Origin of the sequence: Variovorax sp. RO1, assembly GCF_002849325.1 — a bacterium.
In the GTDB taxonomy this organism is placed as follows: domain Bacteria; phylum Pseudomonadota; class Gammaproteobacteria; order Burkholderiales; family Burkholderiaceae_C; genus Variovorax.
On sequence record NZ_PKMT01000003.1, the window covers coordinates 501,607 to 517,379 of the forward strand.

Genomic DNA, 15,773 nt, shown 5'->3' on the forward strand with positions numbered 1-15,773 from the left:
AATCCGGCAAAGCCTTGGATTATAGCGTGCTGTTTCTCGCAATTTCGTCGAGCACCCACCCTGCCGCACATTGTCCGAAGGTGGCGGTCACGCTGACCACCGATCCGTAGCCGTGGCAGTTGAGCGAACCGTCGCCCGAATCGATCTGGCAGGACGCATCGGGCGGTGCCACGCTCTCGCGGCTGAACACGCAGGTGACGCCGATCTTGCGACCTTCGCGCGGCGCCCCGTGCAGCTTGCGCAGCCGCTGGCGAAGCTGGGCCAGCAATGGGTCGTGGGTGACGAGCGACAGGTCGTCGATGTCGACCTTGTGCGCCTGCCGCTTGCCGCCCGCCGCACCGACCGTGATGAACGCCGTGCTGCGCGACACCGTGCGCGCCCATGCGGCCATGGCCAGCTTGGCCTTCACCTGGTCGCACGCGTCGATGACCGCGTGCACCGGCCCGTGGGCCGCCTGCGCGGTGGCGAGCAGCGAAGCCCAGTTGTCGGGCTCGACGAACTCGTCGATGGCGAGCACCTGGCACTCGGGATTGATCTGCGCGATGCGCTCGCGCATAGCTTCGACCTTGGCCTGCCCCACGGTGGAGTCGAGCGCGTGGATCTGGCGGTTGATGTTCGACTCCGACACGTGGTCGAGGTCGATGAGCGTCAGGCGCCCCACTCCGCTGCGCGCCAGCGCCTCGACCGCCCACGAACCCACACCGCCGATGCCGACGACGAGCACATGGGCATGGCGGATGCGCGCGGCACCGGCCACGCCGTACAGGCGCTCGAGGCCGCCGAAGCGGCGCGCAAAGTCAGGCGCCGCGGTGTCGGTGACGACATCCGCGGCGGCCATGGGGAGAGACGAGGCTTCAGGCGAAGCGCTCAAGCGGAAAGCTCCGCTGAACCAGTCATTGCATCAACGCAGGCGCGACAGACGCTCGCGGCCGGCCTGTGCGGCTTCCGACTGCGGGTAGGCCTTGGTCAGGTCTTCCAGCGTGCGGCGTGCGGCGCGCGTGTCCTTCAGTTCGATCTGGCAGTTCGCGATCGACAGCACGGCTTCGGGCGCCTTGGCGTGGTCGGGCGCGAGCGAGAGCATCGAACGGAAATTGGCGATGGCTTCGTTGTAGTTGCGCGTGGCGTACTGCGCATTGCCGAGCCAGAACAGCGCGGATGCGTTGTAGCCGCTTTGCGGGTAGCGCTTCACGAACTCGGCGAAGGCGGTTTGCGCTTGTGCGAATTGGCCCGAGCGGAAGATGCCCAGGGCCGCTTCGAAGTCGGCCTTTTCCTTCGGGTCGGCGTTGAACTCGCGGCCGTCGATCGAGACCTTCGACGGCTCGTTCTGCTTGAGCTTGTCGTCGATGGTGCTCTGGCGCGACTGCATTTCGCTCAGCGTGCGCGTGAGCTGCTCGTTCTGGCCGGTCATGCGCGCCAGTTCGCCGCGCATCTGCTCGATCTGGCTTTGCAGGTCGAGCAGGCTGCGACGCAACTGGCCGTTTTCGTCGGCCAGGCGCTGGTCGGTCTGCTGGCGCATGGCTTCGACGCGCTGGCGCAGGTCGAGGATGGCCTTGCGGGCCTCGTCGTCCTCGAACAGCGCAGCCTGCGAGCCAGCCGACGCGCAGAGCAAGGCGGCGGCGAGGGCCGCGCCTCGCCACAGGGCACGTGGTTGCATCACCGGGTGTAGCGGATTTCAGCGCGGCGGTTCTGCGCCCACACTTCTTCACCCGCGCCTTGTGCCGCGGGCTTTTCCTTGCCGAAGCTCACGGCTTCGATCTGGCTGTCGCTCACGCCCAGCAGCGTGAGCGCACGGCGCACGGCTTCGGAACGCTTCTGGCCGAGGGCCAGGTTGTACTCGCGGCCGCCGCGCTCGTCGGTGTGGCCTTCGATCGAGATGCGACGTTGCGTAGCGCCCTTGAGGAAGCGTGCATGGCCGTCGATAACCGACTGGAACTCGGGCTTGACCGTGTAGCTGTCGTAGTCGAAGTACACGATGCGCTCGACGCCGACCGGACCTTGCGCCGTGTTGGCGTTGGGGTCGATGGTCACGGGCGCTACGGCAGCCGCGCCGCCTTGCTGGCCGCCGGCCGTGCCGCTGCGGTCGGTGACCGGCGTTTCGTTGAGCTTGGTGCCCGACGAGCAACCGGCGATGAGCGCCACGATGGCGAGCGAATAGATGGTGCGTTTCAACATGTTTGCGAACTCCTCAAGTAAATTTATCTGGTCAATGCTTATTGCTTTTGAAACGGACCCCAGTCCGGTTCGCGGATGTCTCCCGCCTGGCCCGCCAAACGGGCCTTGATTTTTCCGTCCAGCGTGGTCGTCATGAGCGCCTCGCGACCTTGCAGGTGCGTGGCATAGACGATCAGCTTGCTGTTGGGTGCGAAGCTCGGGCTCTCATCGGCCGTGGTGTCGGTGATCGCGGCGACATTGCCGGAGGCCAACTCCATCACGTGGAGTTTGAACGCACCGCCGACCCGCGAGATGTAGGCCAACCACCGGCCATCGCCGCTGACGGATGGAGAAATGTTGTAGGAGCCGCTGAAGGTGACCCGCGTCGGGTTGCCGCCGCCGGCGCCCATCTTGTAGATCTGGGGCGCGCCGCCACGGTCGCTCACGAAGTAGATCGTGCTGCCGTCGGCCGAGTACACCGGCTCGGTGTCGATGCTCGAGCTTTGCGTGAGGCGGCGCGGTTCGCCGCCGCTGGCCGGAATGGTGAACAGCTGCGAGCCGCCGTCGCGGCTGAGCGTGACGGCCAGCGAGCCGCCGTCGGGCGCCCAGGCCGGGGCGCTGTTGGAGCCCTTGAAGTTGGCGAGCAGCCGGCGCTGGCCGCTGGCCACGTTGTGCACGTAGACCACGGGCTTGCGCGACTCGAAGGACACGTACGCCAGCTGCTGGCCGTTGGACGACCAGCAGGGCGAGATGATGGGCTCGGGGCTGGCGAGCGCGGCCTGCGCGTTCTCGCCGTCGGCGTCGGCCACCCACAGCGAGTAGCGGCTGCCGCCCTTGGTGACGTAGGCGATGCGGGTCGAGAAGATGCCTTTGTCGCCGGTCAGCTTTTCATACACGTAGTCGGCGATGCGGTGCGCCGCCAGGCGCAGGTCGCCCTGCGGCACGGTGTAGCTCTGGCCGCCGAGGTCGCGGTCTTTGACCACGTCCCACAGGCGGAAGCGCACGTCGTAGCGGCCGTCGCCCAGCCGGCTGACGCTGCCCACCACGAGCGAATCGGCGGTGCGCTGGCGCCACAGGGCGAGGTCGGGTCGCGAGGACTCGTCGAGCGCCTGGCCCGAGGCATCGACGCCGCGGAACTGGCCGCTGCGTTCGAGGTCGGCCTGGACGATGTCGGAAATCTTCTGGGGCGAGGCATCCTGCCCCCGGAAGGGCACGAGCGCGATCGGCAACTGCGTCAGCCCCACGCCCGAGACCTCGACCCGGAACTGGGCCAGGGCGGGAAGCATGGGAGAAGCAGCAAGGGCCGCGATGAGGCTGCGGCGCGCAATCAACGATGAAGAAGGAGTTGGGGAAAGATCTGGCAACGGCTTGTTCATGCGGTTCGGAGAGGTTTCCGGGTAAAAAGTTTCTCCCCGGCGTTTCACGGGCCACATGTTACACACTGGGTTGAACCCGCCGTCACAAAACGTTTATCCGGCGAAATGGTCCTACAGGGGCCCCCAAAAGGCCGTCAGGGCCGCCCCGTAAAATCCGCCGCCATATGCAAGCATCCCCCGGCAGCGAGAGCGCCCGCCCTCCCCTCATGCGCCGGCTGGCGCGACTCATGACCTGGTTCGGCAGCTCGCGCCAATGGTGGGCCGTGGGGCTGATCGGCGCCCTGCTGGCCGCGCTCACCGAGCCGCTGATGGCCGCCCTGCTCAAGCCGCTGCTCGACCGGGGCTTCACGCGCGGCGAGATGCCGCTGTGGTTCATTCCGGCCGCCGTGCTGCTGCTGTTTGCGGTGCGTGGCATCGCCCAGTTCATTTCGCAGTACGCGCTCTCGCGCATCGCCAACGAAGGCATGCAGAAACTGCGCCGCGTGCTGTTCGAACGGCTGCTCGGCGCCGAGCTGGCGCTGTTTGCGCGGCAGTCGGCCAGCGCGCTATCGAACACCGTGGTGTACGAGGTGCAGACCGGCGCCATGCTGCTGGTGCAGGCGCTGCTCGGGCTCTCGCGCGACGGCTTCACGCTGATCGCGCTGCTGGGCTACCTGGTCTACCTGAACTGGAAGCTCACGCTCATCGTCGCCTTCCTGGTGCCCAGCATCTCGTGGATCATGAAGGTGTTCTCCAAGCGCCTGTACAAGCTCACGCAGCAGGGCCAGCAGGCCACCGACGAGCTGGCCTACGTGGTCGAGGAAAACGTGCTGGCCCACCGCGTGGTGCGGCTGCACGGCGCCGAGCACGCGCAGGAGCGCCGCTTCGAACAACTGAGCCAGCGCCTCAACCGCCTGGCCGTGAAGTCCACCATTGCCCAGGCCGCCACCACGCCGCTGACGCAGATGATGGCCGCGCTGGCGCTGTCGATCGTGGTGATGATCGCGCTCTGGCAAAGCGGCGAGCAGGGCTTCACGGTGGGCGGCTTCGTCGCCTACATCACGGCCATGCTGATGCTGATCGCGCCGATCCGACGCCTCGCCGAAGTGGCCGGGCCTATCACACGCGGCCTGGCTGCGCTCGAGCGCGGGCTGATCCTCGTCGACGAAGTGGCGCCGGAATCGCAGGGTGACTACCGCGTCGAGCACGCGCAAGGCCACATCGAACTGCGCAACGTGCAGGTCAGCTATCGCGGCGACGACGAACAGCGCGCGCTCGATGGCGTGAACCTCGTCATCGAGCCGGGCCAGGTGGTGGCCTTCGTCGGCCCGTCGGGCTCGGGAAAGACCACGCTGGTCAACCTGCTGCCGCGCTTCGTGCAACCCAGCGGCGGCCAGGTGCTGCTCGACGGCCACGACACCAGCGAGTGGCAGCTCAAGAGCCTGCGCGCCCAGTTCGCGATGGTGAGCCAGGACGTGGTGATGCTCAACGACACGCTCGCCGCCAACGTGGCGCTCGGCGGTGACATCGACATCGCGCGCGTGCAGTCCTGCCTCGAAGCAGCCAACCTGAGCGCACACGTCGGGACGCTGCCGCAGGGCATCGAGACCGTGCTGGGCCACAACGCCACGCAACTCTCGGGCGGCCAGCGCCAGCGGCTGGCGATTGCCCGCGCGCTCTACAAGAACGCGCCCGTGCTGCTGCTCGACGAAGCCACGTCGGCACTCGACACCGAATCGGAACGGCTGGTGCAGGACGCCCTGCAACGCCTGATGCAGGGCCGCACCACGCTGATCGTGGCGCACCGCCTGTCGACCATCCAGCACGCCGACCGCATCATCGTGATGGAGCAAGGCCGCATCGCCGAGCAAGGCAGCCACGAGCAACTCATGGCGCTCGACGGGCTCTATGCGCGGCTGCAGACGCTGGCGGTGCGCAGCGCGGCGCCGGGGCAGGACCCGACGCTCTGAACCTCAGCGCGCCGCGCCTGCCGCGGCGCGCGCCTTCTTCGCGGCGGGTGCGGCGCTCTGCGGCGGCAGCGTGCCATCCGACACCAGCACGCCCGTCGACAGGATGAATTCCGCGGCGCTTTCGATGTCGCCCTGCAGCGCAGCCCGGGCCTTGGCGCCGTCGCGGCGCTTCAATGCGGCCAGCAGCGCCGCATGGTGCGACATCGCCACCTTGTCCCCCACGCGGCGCGAGCCGGCCCGCAGGTCGTAGTTGAGGATGGGGCCGATGCGCAGCCACAGCGCCTCGATCATCTGCAGCAACACCGGCATGTCGGCGGCGGCGTAGACCGCAAAGTGGAACTCCTTGTTGAAGGTGACGAGCTTCGAGCCGTCCGGGCTGGCCGCATTCATTTCGGCCGCGAACTCGTCGTGCCAGCGCGTGATGTCGCGCAGCGCCACCGCACCCGACGCCGAGGCGGCGAGCTCGGTGGCCAGGCCTTCAAGGTTAGTGCGGATGGTGGTGATTTCCTTGAACTGCGCCGCCGTCATTCGGGGCACGCGCAAGGTGCGGCTGGGCGTGAGTTCGAGCGCCTGCTCGGCCACCAGGCGCTGCATGGCTTCGCGCACCGGCATCACGCTCACGCCCAGCGCCTCGGCCGCGCTGCGCAATGAAATCTGCTCGCCCGGCATCATCTGCCCGCTCATCACGAGGTCGCGCAACTGGTCGTAGACGTTGGCGCTGAGCGTCTGGCGCTTGAGAGGGGTGACGAGATCGGTGAGGCTCATGCGTCGAAGTATATGGCCGGGGTATTCCCTATGAATTATCTGTGATCACAGATATACGATCCCGATCATTCCAATATCGACCTCAAGGATCTCTTCAGCATGTGGAACAACAACTCCCTCGCCGGCCGGCGCGTGCTCGTCACCGCCGGTGCCAACGGCATCGGCCTGGACATCGTGCGCAGCTTCGCGGCGGCGGGCGCCAAGGTCTTCGTCTGCGATGTGCAGGCTGCCAGCCTCGACCAGCTGGCGCGTGAACTGCCCGAGGTGGGCCGCTGCGTCGCCGACGTGTCCAAGGAGGACGACGTGGCCCGCCTGTTCGAGGCCATCGACCGCGAACTCGGCGGACTCGACGTGCTGGTGAACAACGCCGGCGTGGCCGGCCCGACGGGCCCGGTCGAGACCGTCTCGCTCGCCGACTGGGAGCGCACCATGGCCGTCAACGTCACCGGCCAGTTCCTCTGCGTGCGGCAGGCCGTGCCGCGGCTGCGCAAGGGCCGCCTGCCGGCCATCATCAATCTGTCGTCGGCCGCCGGGCACCTGGGCATGCCGGGGCGCTCGCCCTACTCCGCCTCGAAGTGGGCCGTCATCGGCTTCACGAAAACGCTGGCGCTCGAACTCGGCCCCGACGGCATCCGCGTCAACGCGATCCTGCCGGGCGCGGTCGACGGTCCACGCATCCGCGCGGTCATCGCCGCCAAGGCCGAGGCGTTGGGCAAGCCGCTCGACGAAGTGACGCGCGCCTACACCGCGCAGGCCGCACTGGGCCGCATGGTGACGGCCACCGACATCGCCAACATGGTGCTGTTCGCGGCGAGCGACCTGGCCGCCAGCGTCACGGGCCAGGAGCTCGTGGTGGACGGCCACACGCAGGCGCTGAGCTGACCCGCTCGCCTCCCCTTTCTTTCCCCCTTCTTCTTTTCTGGACACCTCATGGCCCAACGCCCCAAAGCCATCATCACCTGCGCCCCCACGGGTGCCATCCACACGCCCAGCATGTCGCCGCATCTTCCCGTGACGGCCGACGAGATTGCGCAGGCCTCCATCGAAGCCGCCCGCGCGGGCGCCGCGATCCTGCACCTGCATGCGCGCGACCCGAAGGACGGCCGCCCGTCTCAAGACCCGGACCTGTTCCGCCCCTTCCTCTCGAAGATCAAGGCCGCGACCGACGCGGTGATCAACATCACCACCGGCGGCAGCCCGCACATGAGCGTCGAGGAACGCATGCGCCCGGCCACCACCTTCAAGCCCGAGCTCGCGTCGCTCAACATGGGCTCGATGAACTTCGGGCTCTTTCCGATGCTGGAACGCTTCAAGTCCTTCGAACATGAATGGGAGCGCGAGCACCTGGAGAACAGCCGCAACCTGATCTTCAAGAACACCTTCGCCGACATCGAGAACATCCTGAAGCTCGGCAACGCCAACGGCACGCGCTTCGAGTTCGAGTGCTACGACGTGAGCCACCTCAACAACCTGCGGCACTTCCTCGACCGCGGGCTGGTGAAGGCCCCGGTCTTCGTGCAGACGGTCTTCGGCATCCTGGGCGGCATCGGCGCCGACCCTGAAGACCTGATGCACATGCGCCGCACGGCCGCGCGCCTGTTCGGCGACCGCTTCGAGTGGTCGATCCTTGGCACCGGCCGCAACCAGCTGCCGCTGGCCACCATCGGCGCGGCCATGGGCTCGCACGTGCGCGTCGGGCTCGAAGACTCGCTGTGGATCGGCCCGGGCCGGCTCGCCGCGTCGAGCGCCGAACAGGTGCTGCGCATCCGCGCCGTGCTGGAGGCGCTGAACATCGACATCGCGACACCCGCCGAGGCGCGCGACATCCTCGGGCTCAAGGGCGCGGCGAACGTCGACTTCTAGCCCTGCGCCAGAAATACCCGGCCCGGCACATCGACCGGGCCGCATCTGCACGTCGGCGCACGCCGACGACCTTCCGCCAGAACACGACAGGACAGGAGAGAGACATCCCATGCAACACACATCCATCCCCGCCACGCCGCCGGGTCTGCGCGCCAGCCAGGCCGTCGACGAGCAGGCCTCGCTCAATGCGCTGATCTTCCGCAAGCTCATGCCGCTGCTGGTGCTGGCCTATGTGATCAGCTTCATCGACCGCACCAACATCGCGCTGGCCAAGAGCCACATGGCCGTGGACATCGGCATCTCGGCGGCCGCCTACGGACTGGGCGCGGGCCTGTTCTTTTTGAGCTACGCGCTGCTCGAAGTGCCCAGCAACCTGGTGATGCACCGCGTGGGCGCCCGCTGGTGGATCGCCCGCATCATGATCACCTGGGGCCTGCTGTCGGCCGGCATGGCCTTCGTCACGGGCGAGACCTCGTTCTACGTGATGCGCATCCTGCTCGGCGCGGCGGAAGCCGGCCTGTTCCCGGGCGTGATGCTGTACCTGAACTACTGGTTCGGCCGCAAGGACCGCGCACGCGCCACGGGCTACTTCCTGCTCGGCGTGTGCATCGCGAACATCCTCAGCGGCCCGGTCGGCGGCGCGCTGCTGCAGATGGACGGCCTGTGGGGCTGGCATGGCTGGCAATGGATGTTCGTGCTCGAAGGCCTGCCGGCCGTGGCGCTGGCCTTCGTGGTCTGGCGCAAGCTGCCCGATGGTCCCTCGACCGCCAGCTGGCTCACGCGCCCGCAGGCACAGGCCATCGAACGCCAGCTCGCCGCCGAACGCGCCGAGGACGTGGCCAACGGCCAGGTCGGCGAGTCGTTCCGCGCCTGCCTGGTCGACCGGCAGATCTGGCTGGCGATCTTTGTCTACTTCTGCCACCAGATCAGCATCTACACGGTGATCTTCTTCCTGCCGAGCATCATCGGCACCTACGGCAAGCTCTCGCCGCTGGAGATCGGCGCGCTCAACTCGCTGCCCTGGGTGGCCGCCGCCGTCGGCGCCATTGCGCTGCCTCGGCTTGCGGTCACGCCGCAGCGCGGCCGGCTCCTGCTGCTGGTCGGGCTGGTCTCGATGGCGGTGGGCTTGCTGATCGCAGCCTTCGCGAGCCCGGCCATTGCGCTGGCCGGCTTCTGCCTCACGGGCTCGATGTTCTTCGTGGTGCAGTCCGTGATCTTCCTGTTCGCGTCGTCACGGCTGGCCGGCGTGGCGCTGGCAGGCGGGCTGGCGCTCGTGAACACCTGCGGCCTCGTGGGCGGATTCATCGGCCCGTCGGTGATGGGCTGGATCGAGCAGAGCACGGGCAGCACGAAGAACGGGCTGCTGCTGATCACCGGGATGCTGGTGGCCGCCGCGCTGGCCAGCATCTGGATGCGGCAGGGCCAGGAGTCGAAGCGCTGACCCGTCGTTGCAACGGGCCGCGCTATCCAACCGTCAGAGCAGCACGATGTCGTACTGCCCCTGCCCGATCGCCGGCTCCGACTGCAATGAGATCGGCTTGCCGATGAAGTCGCTCAGCCCCGCGAGGTGCTGGCTCTCCTCGTCGAGGAACAGCTCGATGACTTGCGGCGACGAGACGATGCGGAACTCGCGCGGCGTGAACTGTCGCGCCTCGCGCAGGATCTCGCGCATCACGTCGTAGGCCACGCTGCGCGCGGTCTTCACGATGCCCTGCCCGCTGCAGGCCACGCAGGGCTCGCACAGCATGTGGGCCAGCGATTCGCGCGTGCGCTTGCGCGTCATCTCGACGAGGCCGAGCTGCGAGAAACCACCGGCCGTGGTCTTCACGCGGTCGCGTGCGAGCTGCTTGCGGAACTCGGCGAGCACCTGCTCGCGGTGGTCGTCGCGCGCCATGTCGATGAAGTCGACGATGACAATCCCGCCCAGGTTGCGCAGCCGCAGCTGCCGCGCAATCGCCTGCGCGGCCTCGAGGTTGGTCTTGAAGATGGTGTCGTCGAAGTTGCGCGCACCGACAAAGCCACCGGTGTTCACGTCGACCGTGGTCAGCGCCTCGGTCTGGTCGACCACGAGGTAGCCGCCCGACTTCAGGTCGACGCGACGGCCCAGCGCTTTCGCGATTTCTTCGTCGACCGAATACAGATCGAAGATCGGCCGTTCGCCCTTGTAGTGCTGCAGCTTGCCGGCGGCCTGCGGCATGAATTCGAGACCGAATTTCAGCAGCACTTCGAACTGCTCGCGCGAGTCGATGCGGATGGTCTGCGTGTCTTCGCTCGTCATGTCGCGCAACACGCGCTGCAGCAGGCTCAGGTCCTGGTGCAGCAGCGACATGGCCGGCATCCGGCCCGAGGCCTCGCGGATGCGCGTCCAGGTCTTGCGCAGGTAGGCGATGTCTTCGGCCAGCTCGGCGTCGGCGGCGTCTTCGCCGTTGGTGCGCAGGATGAAGCCGCCCGTGTTCACGGGCACCACGCCGCCGCTCTCGGCAGCCGCAGCCGCTTCGATGAGCGCCAGCATGCGGTTGCGCAGCGACTCGCGCTGGTCGGGCGGAATCTTCTGCGACACGCCGATGTGGTTGTCCTGCGGCAGGAACACCAGCAGCCGGCCCGCAATGCTGATCTGCGTGGACAGCCGCGCGCCCTTGGTGCCGATGGGGTCCTTGATGACCTGCACCAGCAGCGACTGGCCTTCGAACACCTGCTTCTCGATGGGCACCATCGGCCCACCGTTGCGGTGGTCGCGCTCGGGCGGCGTGGCGCTCGGGCGCGAGCCCGGCGTGAACGGCGAGACGATGTCGGCCACGTGCAGGAAGGCAGTGCGTTCCAGGCCGATGTCGATGAAGGCCGACTGCATGCCCGGCAGCACGCGCGAGACCTTGCCCAGGTAGATGTTGCCGACCAGCCCGCGCTCGAGCGTGCGCTCGACGTGCAGCTCTTGCACCGCGCCGTGCTCGACCAGCGCCACACGGGTCTCTTGCGGAGACCAGTTGATCAGGATGTCTTGCATGGAATTCTTAAGTATTGAAACCGGCCAGGCGCGCATCACGAAGCAACTGCGCGGTCTCGAACATGGGAAGTCCCATGATGCCCGAATAGGAGCCGCTGATGTGCTCGACGAACGCAGCCGCCGCGCCTTGAATCGCATAGGCACCGGCCTTGCCGAGTGGCTCGCCGCTGGCGGCATAAGCCGCGATCTGCTTCTTCGTGAGCGTGGCGAAGCGCACGCGCGACACACTCAGCGCCGCATGGCGGCGACGGCCGTGTTGCAGCGCGACAGCGGTGAGCACGCGGTGCGTGGCGCCGGACAGGTGCGCCAGCATGCGTTCGGCATCGCGTGCGTCCTCGGGCTTGCCGAGGATGGTGCGGCCGAGCGCGACCGTGGTGTCGGCACAGAGCACGGGCGCATCGGCCAGGCCGTTGCGCTTGCGGCGCGCGACGGCGGCATCGAGCTTGAGGGCGGTGACGCGCTGTACGTAGGCCGTCGGCGATTCGTTCGGCAGCAAGGCTTCGAGCGCCTCGGCGTCTTCGTCGGCGCCAGCCAGCAGCAGTTCGTGGCGCACGCCGAGCTGGCCGAGCAATTGGGCGCGGCGCGGGCTTTGCGACGCGAGGTAAATGAAGTCAGGCAAGTTCAGGTCTCCGTGGTGGGCCCCACCGCCGGCCCCGTGGTCATTCCCGGTGGTACGGATGGCCCGCGTTGACCGACCACGCCCGATAGAGCTGTTCGACCAGCAGCACGCGCGCCATGGCGTGCGGCAGGGTCAGGTCGGACAGGCGGATGCGTTCATGCGCCGCGGCCCTGAAGGCCGGGTCGAGCCCGTCGGGGCCGCCGATGACCAGCGCGACGTCGTCGCCCTCGACCTGCCAGGTCTGCAGCCGTGTGGCCAGTGCCTTGGTGGTGAGCGCGGTGCCGCGCTCGTCGAGCACGACGATGCGCATGCCGCGGGCGATGGCGCCCTCGATGCGCTCGCGCTCGGCGGCATACAGCGTCTCGAGCGTCTTGGAGCCGCGCGGCTCGGTCTTGACGGCGCGCAGCTCGAGCTTGAGCTCAGGCGGGAAGCGCTTGGCGTAGTCGTCCCAGGCAGTCTGCGCCCAGTCGGGCATGCGCAGCCCGACGGCGACCACCAGCAGCTTCATGCGCGGCGGGCGGGTGCCTTCTTGGCCGGCGCCTTCTTTGCCGCGACCTTCTTGGCGGCCGGCTTGCCGACGACCTTCACCGGCACGCGTGCGGTGCCCGTGGCGGACTTCTTCGCAGGCGCCTTCTTGGCGACGGTCTTGCCCGCGGTCTTCGATGGGGCGCGCTTCGCCGGGGCCTTGGCGGCCTTGGCTTCCTGCTCGGCCGCGCGGATTGCGGTCTTGGCGGCGCTCGAACGGCGCAGGCTCGGCGTCTTGGCGGCGGGCGTCTTCTTCTCTTCGGCGCCCTTGACGGACGAAGCAGTGGCCAGCGCGGGCTTGGTGGCGCCGAGCTTGGCGCGCACCGGCTTGTCGCCCCAGATCTCTTCGAGGTGGTAGTACTGGCGGATGGCGGGCTGCATGATGTGCGCCACGGCCGCGCCGCAGTCCACGATGATCCACTCGCCGTTTTCCTCGCCCTCGGTGCGCGGCTTGGCAAAGCCGGCCTCACGCACGGCGTCGCGCACGCTCGAAGCGAGCGCCTTGGTCTGGCGGTTGGAGGTGCCCGACGCCACGATCACGCGCTCGAACAGCGGCGAGAGGTGCTCCGTGTCGAATACCTGGATGTCCTGCGCCTTGACGTCTTCGAGACCATCGATGATGGCTCGCTGGAGTTTTTGGATGTCTTTTTTGGCGGCGGCTTCAGTGGTCATCAGGCAGAGCGGTAGAGGTGGTGTTGGTCAATATAGCGTGCAACCGTGGGCGGAACCAGCGAGGAAATGTCCACACCCGACGCCACACGCCGCCGAATATCGGTGGCGCTGGTGTCCATGGCGGCAGGCAGTTCAAGCGCCTCGAAACGCGCGCCAGCCGGGAGGCCGGGCAGCTGTTTCGGATCAAAACGAGTGACGTCACCCGTCGATAGTGCGCGATACGCTACAGAAACGATAGCAATGCCGAGTATATCCTGCCAGCCGTGCCAGGTCGGCAAGGCTCCGGCCTGGTCGGCGCCCATCACCAGAACGAGCTGTGCGCCGGGCTGCTCTTTCTGCAATTCGTGCAGCGTGTCGAGCGTGTAGGTCGGGCCGTCGCGCAACACTTCGCGGCTGTCGATGACGACCTTGCCTTGCAGGTCGCCGAAAGCCAGTTGCGCCATCGCGAGGCGATCTTCCTTCGGCGTGAGCGTGCGGCTCTTGTGCCAGGCCTGCCCCGTGGGAATGACGTGCAGCTCCGTCAGATCGAGTTGCGCCAAGGCAGCTTCGGCGAGTGCGACGTGGGCGTTGTGCGGCGGGTCGAAGGCCCCGCCGAAGACGCCGATGCGCAAAGCGGAACCGGAGGGGCTCACACCCAGTCCCGACGCACGATGAAGTCGCTGTACAGCGCGGCTTCGGGGCTGCCCGCTTCGGGCTGTTGCTGATAGGCCCAGCTCGCGAGCGGTGGCATCGACAGCAGGATCGATTCGGTGCGTCCGCCCGACTGCAGGCCGAAGTGCGTGCCGCGGTCCCACACGAGGTTGAACTCGACGTAACGTCCGCGCCGGTACAGCTGGAATTCGCGTTCACGCTCGTCGTACGGCATGCCGCGGCGGCGCTCGACGATCGGCAGGTAGGCCTGCAGAAACGCATCGCCGACCGAGCGGATCAGCGCAAAGCCGTTCTCGATGCCGCCCTCGGCGAAGTCGTCGAAAAAGATGCCGCCGATGCCGCGCTGTTCGTTGCGGTGCTTGAGAAAGAAATACTCGTCGCACCAGGTCTTGAAGCGCGGGTACTTGTCGGCGCCGAAGGGTGCGAGCGCATCGCGACACACGGTATGAAAGTGCACCGCGTCTTCTTCGAAGCCATAGCACGGCGTGAGGTCCATGCCGCCGCCGAACCAGCACACAGGCTCGCCGCCACCCGCGGGTTGCGCGGCCAGCATGCGCACGTTCATGTGAACGATCGGCACGTAGGGGTTGCGCGGGTGAAACACCAGCGACACGCCCATGGCCTCGAACGGCGCGCCCGACAGCTCGGGGCGGTTCTGCGTGGCCGAAGGCGGCAGCTTGGCGCCGCGCACCTGCGAGAAGCCGACGCCGGCGCGCTCGAACAGCGCGCCGCCTTCGAGGATGCAGGTCAGGCCGCTGCCCTGCAGCGGCTCGCCGGGCTCTTTCTGCCAGGCATCACGCACCGCGCTGCCGCCGTCCGCCGCCTCGACCGCCGAGATGATCGATTGCTGCAGTCCGCGCAGGTAGTCGCCGACCGCCTTCGGCTGGGTGGCTGGCATCAGGCGTGGGGCGTGTTGCGCGCGTTCAGCGCGCGGTAGCCGATGTCCTTGCGGTACTGCGCACCGTCGAACTGCACGCGCGCCGCGACCTCGTAGGCGCGCTGCTGCGCCTGCTTGACGCTGTCGGCCAGCACGGTCACGCAGAGCACGCGGCCGCCGCTGGTCTTGAGCTCGCCGTTTTCCAGCGTGGTGCCCGCGTGGAACACCACGGCATCGGGCGCCTCGGCCGGAATGCCGCTGATGCGGTCACCCTTGCGCGGCGAGAGCGGGTAGCCGTGCGCGGCCATCACCACGCCGAGCGCCACGCGCCGGTCCCACTGCAGATCGACCTGGTCGAGCGTGCCGTCGGTGGCGTGCCAGAACACCTCGAACAGGTCGGACTTGAGGCGCATCATGATCGGCTGCGTCTCGGGGTCGCCCATGCGGCAGTTGAATTCGAGCGTCTTGGGCTGGCCGTTGGCGTCGATCATGAGACCGGCATAGAGGAAGCCGGTGAACGGAATGCCGTCCTTTTCCATGCCGCGGATGGTCGGCAGGATGATCTCGCGCATCGCGCGCGCATGCACCTCGGCCGTGACCACGGGCGCGGGCGAATACGCACCCATGCCGCCGGTGTTCGGGCCTTCGTCGCCATCGAGCAGTCGCTTGTGGTCCTGGCTGGTGGCGAGCGCGGCGACGTTCTTGCCGTCGCACATCACGATGAAGCTGGCTTCTTCGCCCTGCAGGAATTCTTCGATGACGACGCGTGCGCCGCCTTCGTTGTGCGACACGCCGAACTTGTTGTCGACCAGCATGAAGTCGACAGCCTCGTGGGCTTCCTGCGCGGTCATGGCAACCACCACGCCCTTGCCGGCGGCCAGGCCGTCGGCCTTGACGACGATCGGCGCGCCCTTGGCGTCGATGTACGCGTGGGCCGCGGCGGCGTCGGTGAAGGCTTCGTATTCGGCCGTCGGGATCTTGTGGCGCTTCATGAAGGCCTTCGAGAAGGCCTTGGAGCTTTCGAGCTGCGCAGCCGCCTGCGTCGGGCCGAAGATGCGCAGGCCGTGCGCACGGAACTCGTCCACCACGCCAGCCGCCAGCGGCCCCTCGGGGCCGACCACGGTCAGCGCGATTTTCTCGGCCATCGCCCACTCGCGCAGCGCGGCGGGTTCGGTGATGTCGATGCAGTCGTAGCGTTCGTCGCTCACGGTGCCGCCGTTGCCGGGCGCCACGTAGACGCGGCTGACCCGGTTGCCCTGCGCCAACCGCCACGCCAGTGCGTGCTCGCGGCCCCCTCCTCCAATCACCAGTACCTTCATTCGCG

At 67.7% G+C, this 15,773-nt stretch carries 16 protein-coding genes; 4 read left to right on the forward strand and 12 right to left on the reverse strand.

The genetic code is table 11. From position 1 onward, the window contains the following. Positions 1 to 19: 19 nt before the first annotated feature. The 4 genes from CY658_RS19285 to tolB form a co-directional block, all read right to left on the reverse strand. Complete coding sequence (locus tag CY658_RS19285) at positions 20 to 838, reverse strand: tRNA threonylcarbamoyladenosine dehydratase (RefSeq protein ID WP_101491726.1); 819 nt, start codon at positions 836 to 838, stop codon at positions 20 to 22. 63 nt (positions 839 to 901) lie between these two features. Next, positions 902 to 1,654 carry a tol-pal system protein YbgF gene (gene ybgF, locus CY658_RS19290; protein ID WP_101491727.1) on the reverse strand — a complete coding sequence of 251 codons (753 nt, stop codon included), beginning with the start codon at positions 1,652 to 1,654 and terminating at the stop codon, positions 902 to 904. Further along, positions 1,654 to 2,172 carry a peptidoglycan-associated lipoprotein Pal gene (gene pal / locus CY658_RS19295; protein WP_101491728.1) on the reverse strand — a complete coding sequence of 173 codons (519 nt, stop codon included), beginning with the start codon at positions 2,170 to 2,172 and terminating at the stop codon, positions 1,654 to 1,656. Before pal ends, ybgF begins: the two co-directional genes overlap by 1 nt. 38 nt (positions 2,173 to 2,210) lie before the next feature. After that, on the reverse strand, positions 2,211 to 3,437 hold the full coding sequence (tolB, locus tag CY658_RS19300) for a Tol-Pal system beta propeller repeat protein TolB (protein WP_219589601.1): 1,227 nt from the start codon (positions 3,435 to 3,437) through the stop codon (positions 2,211 to 2,213). 254 nt (positions 3,438 to 3,691) lie between these two features. On the opposite strand from tolB, the gene msbA reads away from it, so the two are divergent. Further along, entirely contained in the window at positions 3,692 to 5,476 is a 1,785-nt protein-coding gene (gene msbA / locus CY658_RS19305; protein ID WP_101491730.1) for a lipid A export permease/ATP-binding protein MsbA, read from the forward strand. 3 nt (positions 5,477 to 5,479) lie between these two features. Here msbA and CY658_RS19310 read toward each other — a convergent pair whose 3' ends face one another. Continuing rightward, positions 5,480 to 6,241 (reverse strand): GntR family transcriptional regulator, encoded by a 762-nt coding sequence (locus CY658_RS19310; RefSeq protein WP_101491731.1) that lies wholly within the window; start codon positions 6,239 to 6,241, stop codon positions 5,480 to 5,482. 99 nt (positions 6,242 to 6,340) lie between these two features. Here CY658_RS19310 and CY658_RS19315 point away from each other — a divergent pair, with 99 nt between their 5' ends. The 3 genes from CY658_RS19315 (at position 6,341) to CY658_RS19325 (ending at position 9,545) form a co-directional block, all read left to right on the forward strand. Continuing rightward, on the forward strand, positions 6,341 to 7,123 hold the full coding sequence (locus CY658_RS19315; RefSeq protein WP_101491732.1) for an SDR family oxidoreductase: 783 nt from the start codon (positions 6,341 to 6,343) through the stop codon (positions 7,121 to 7,123). A gap of 48 nt (positions 7,124 to 7,171) precedes the next feature. Further along, the gene (locus tag CY658_RS19320) at positions 7,172 to 8,104 is read left to right on the forward strand and encodes a 3-keto-5-aminohexanoate cleavage protein (RefSeq protein ID WP_101491733.1); all 933 of its coding nucleotides are present in this window, start codon (positions 7,172 to 7,174) and stop codon (positions 8,102 to 8,104) included. A 109-nt stretch (positions 8,105 to 8,213) separates the two neighbouring features. Continuing rightward, positions 8,214 to 9,545, forward strand: a complete 1,332-nt coding sequence (locus tag CY658_RS19325; RefSeq protein WP_101491734.1) for an MFS transporter — start codon at positions 8,214 to 8,216, stop codon at positions 9,543 to 9,545. Between the two features lie 33 nt (positions 9,546 to 9,578). Here CY658_RS19325 and rng read toward each other — a convergent pair whose 3' ends face one another. Genes rng through purD form a run of 7 tightly spaced genes read right to left on the reverse strand, consistent with a single transcriptional unit; the run spans position 9,579 to position 15,768 of the window. Then, complete coding sequence (gene rng, locus CY658_RS19330) at positions 9,579 to 11,141, reverse strand: ribonuclease G (protein ID WP_374221123.1); 1,563 nt, start codon at positions 11,139 to 11,141, stop codon at positions 9,579 to 9,581. Continuing rightward, positions 11,113 to 11,724 (reverse strand): Maf family protein, encoded by a 612-nt coding sequence (locus CY658_RS19335; protein ID WP_101491735.1) that lies wholly within the window; start codon positions 11,722 to 11,724, stop codon positions 11,113 to 11,115. The genes rng and CY658_RS19335 overlap by 29 nt, the downstream gene beginning before the upstream one ends. Before the next feature lie 40 nt (positions 11,725 to 11,764). Further along, a complete protein-coding gene (rlmH, locus tag CY658_RS19340) occupies positions 11,765 to 12,232 on the reverse strand; it encodes a 23S rRNA (pseudouridine(1915)-N(3))-methyltransferase RlmH (RefSeq protein WP_101491736.1) in 468 nt (155 codons plus the stop codon). Next, positions 12,229 to 12,921, reverse strand: a complete 693-nt coding sequence (gene rsfS, locus CY658_RS19345) for a ribosome silencing factor (RefSeq protein WP_101491737.1) — start codon at positions 12,919 to 12,921, stop codon at positions 12,229 to 12,231. The genes rlmH and rsfS overlap by 4 nt, the downstream gene beginning before the upstream one ends. Beyond that, positions 12,921 to 13,553, reverse strand: coding sequence for a nicotinate (nicotinamide) nucleotide adenylyltransferase (gene nadD, locus CY658_RS19350; RefSeq protein WP_101491738.1), 633 nt, complete (start codon positions 13,551 to 13,553; stop codon positions 12,921 to 12,923). Before nadD ends, rsfS begins: the two co-directional genes overlap by 1 nt. Next, positions 13,550 to 14,470 carry an oxygen-dependent coproporphyrinogen oxidase gene (gene hemF / locus CY658_RS19355; protein WP_101491739.1) on the reverse strand — a complete coding sequence of 307 codons (921 nt, stop codon included), beginning with the start codon at positions 14,468 to 14,470 and terminating at the stop codon, positions 13,550 to 13,552. Before hemF ends, nadD begins: the two co-directional genes overlap by 4 nt. Further along, positions 14,470 to 15,768, reverse strand: a complete 1,299-nt coding sequence (gene purD, locus CY658_RS19360; protein ID WP_101491740.1) for a phosphoribosylamine--glycine ligase — start codon at positions 15,766 to 15,768, stop codon at positions 14,470 to 14,472. The genes hemF and purD overlap by 1 nt, the downstream gene beginning before the upstream one ends. Between the last annotated feature and the right edge of the window lie 5 nt (positions 15,769 to 15,773).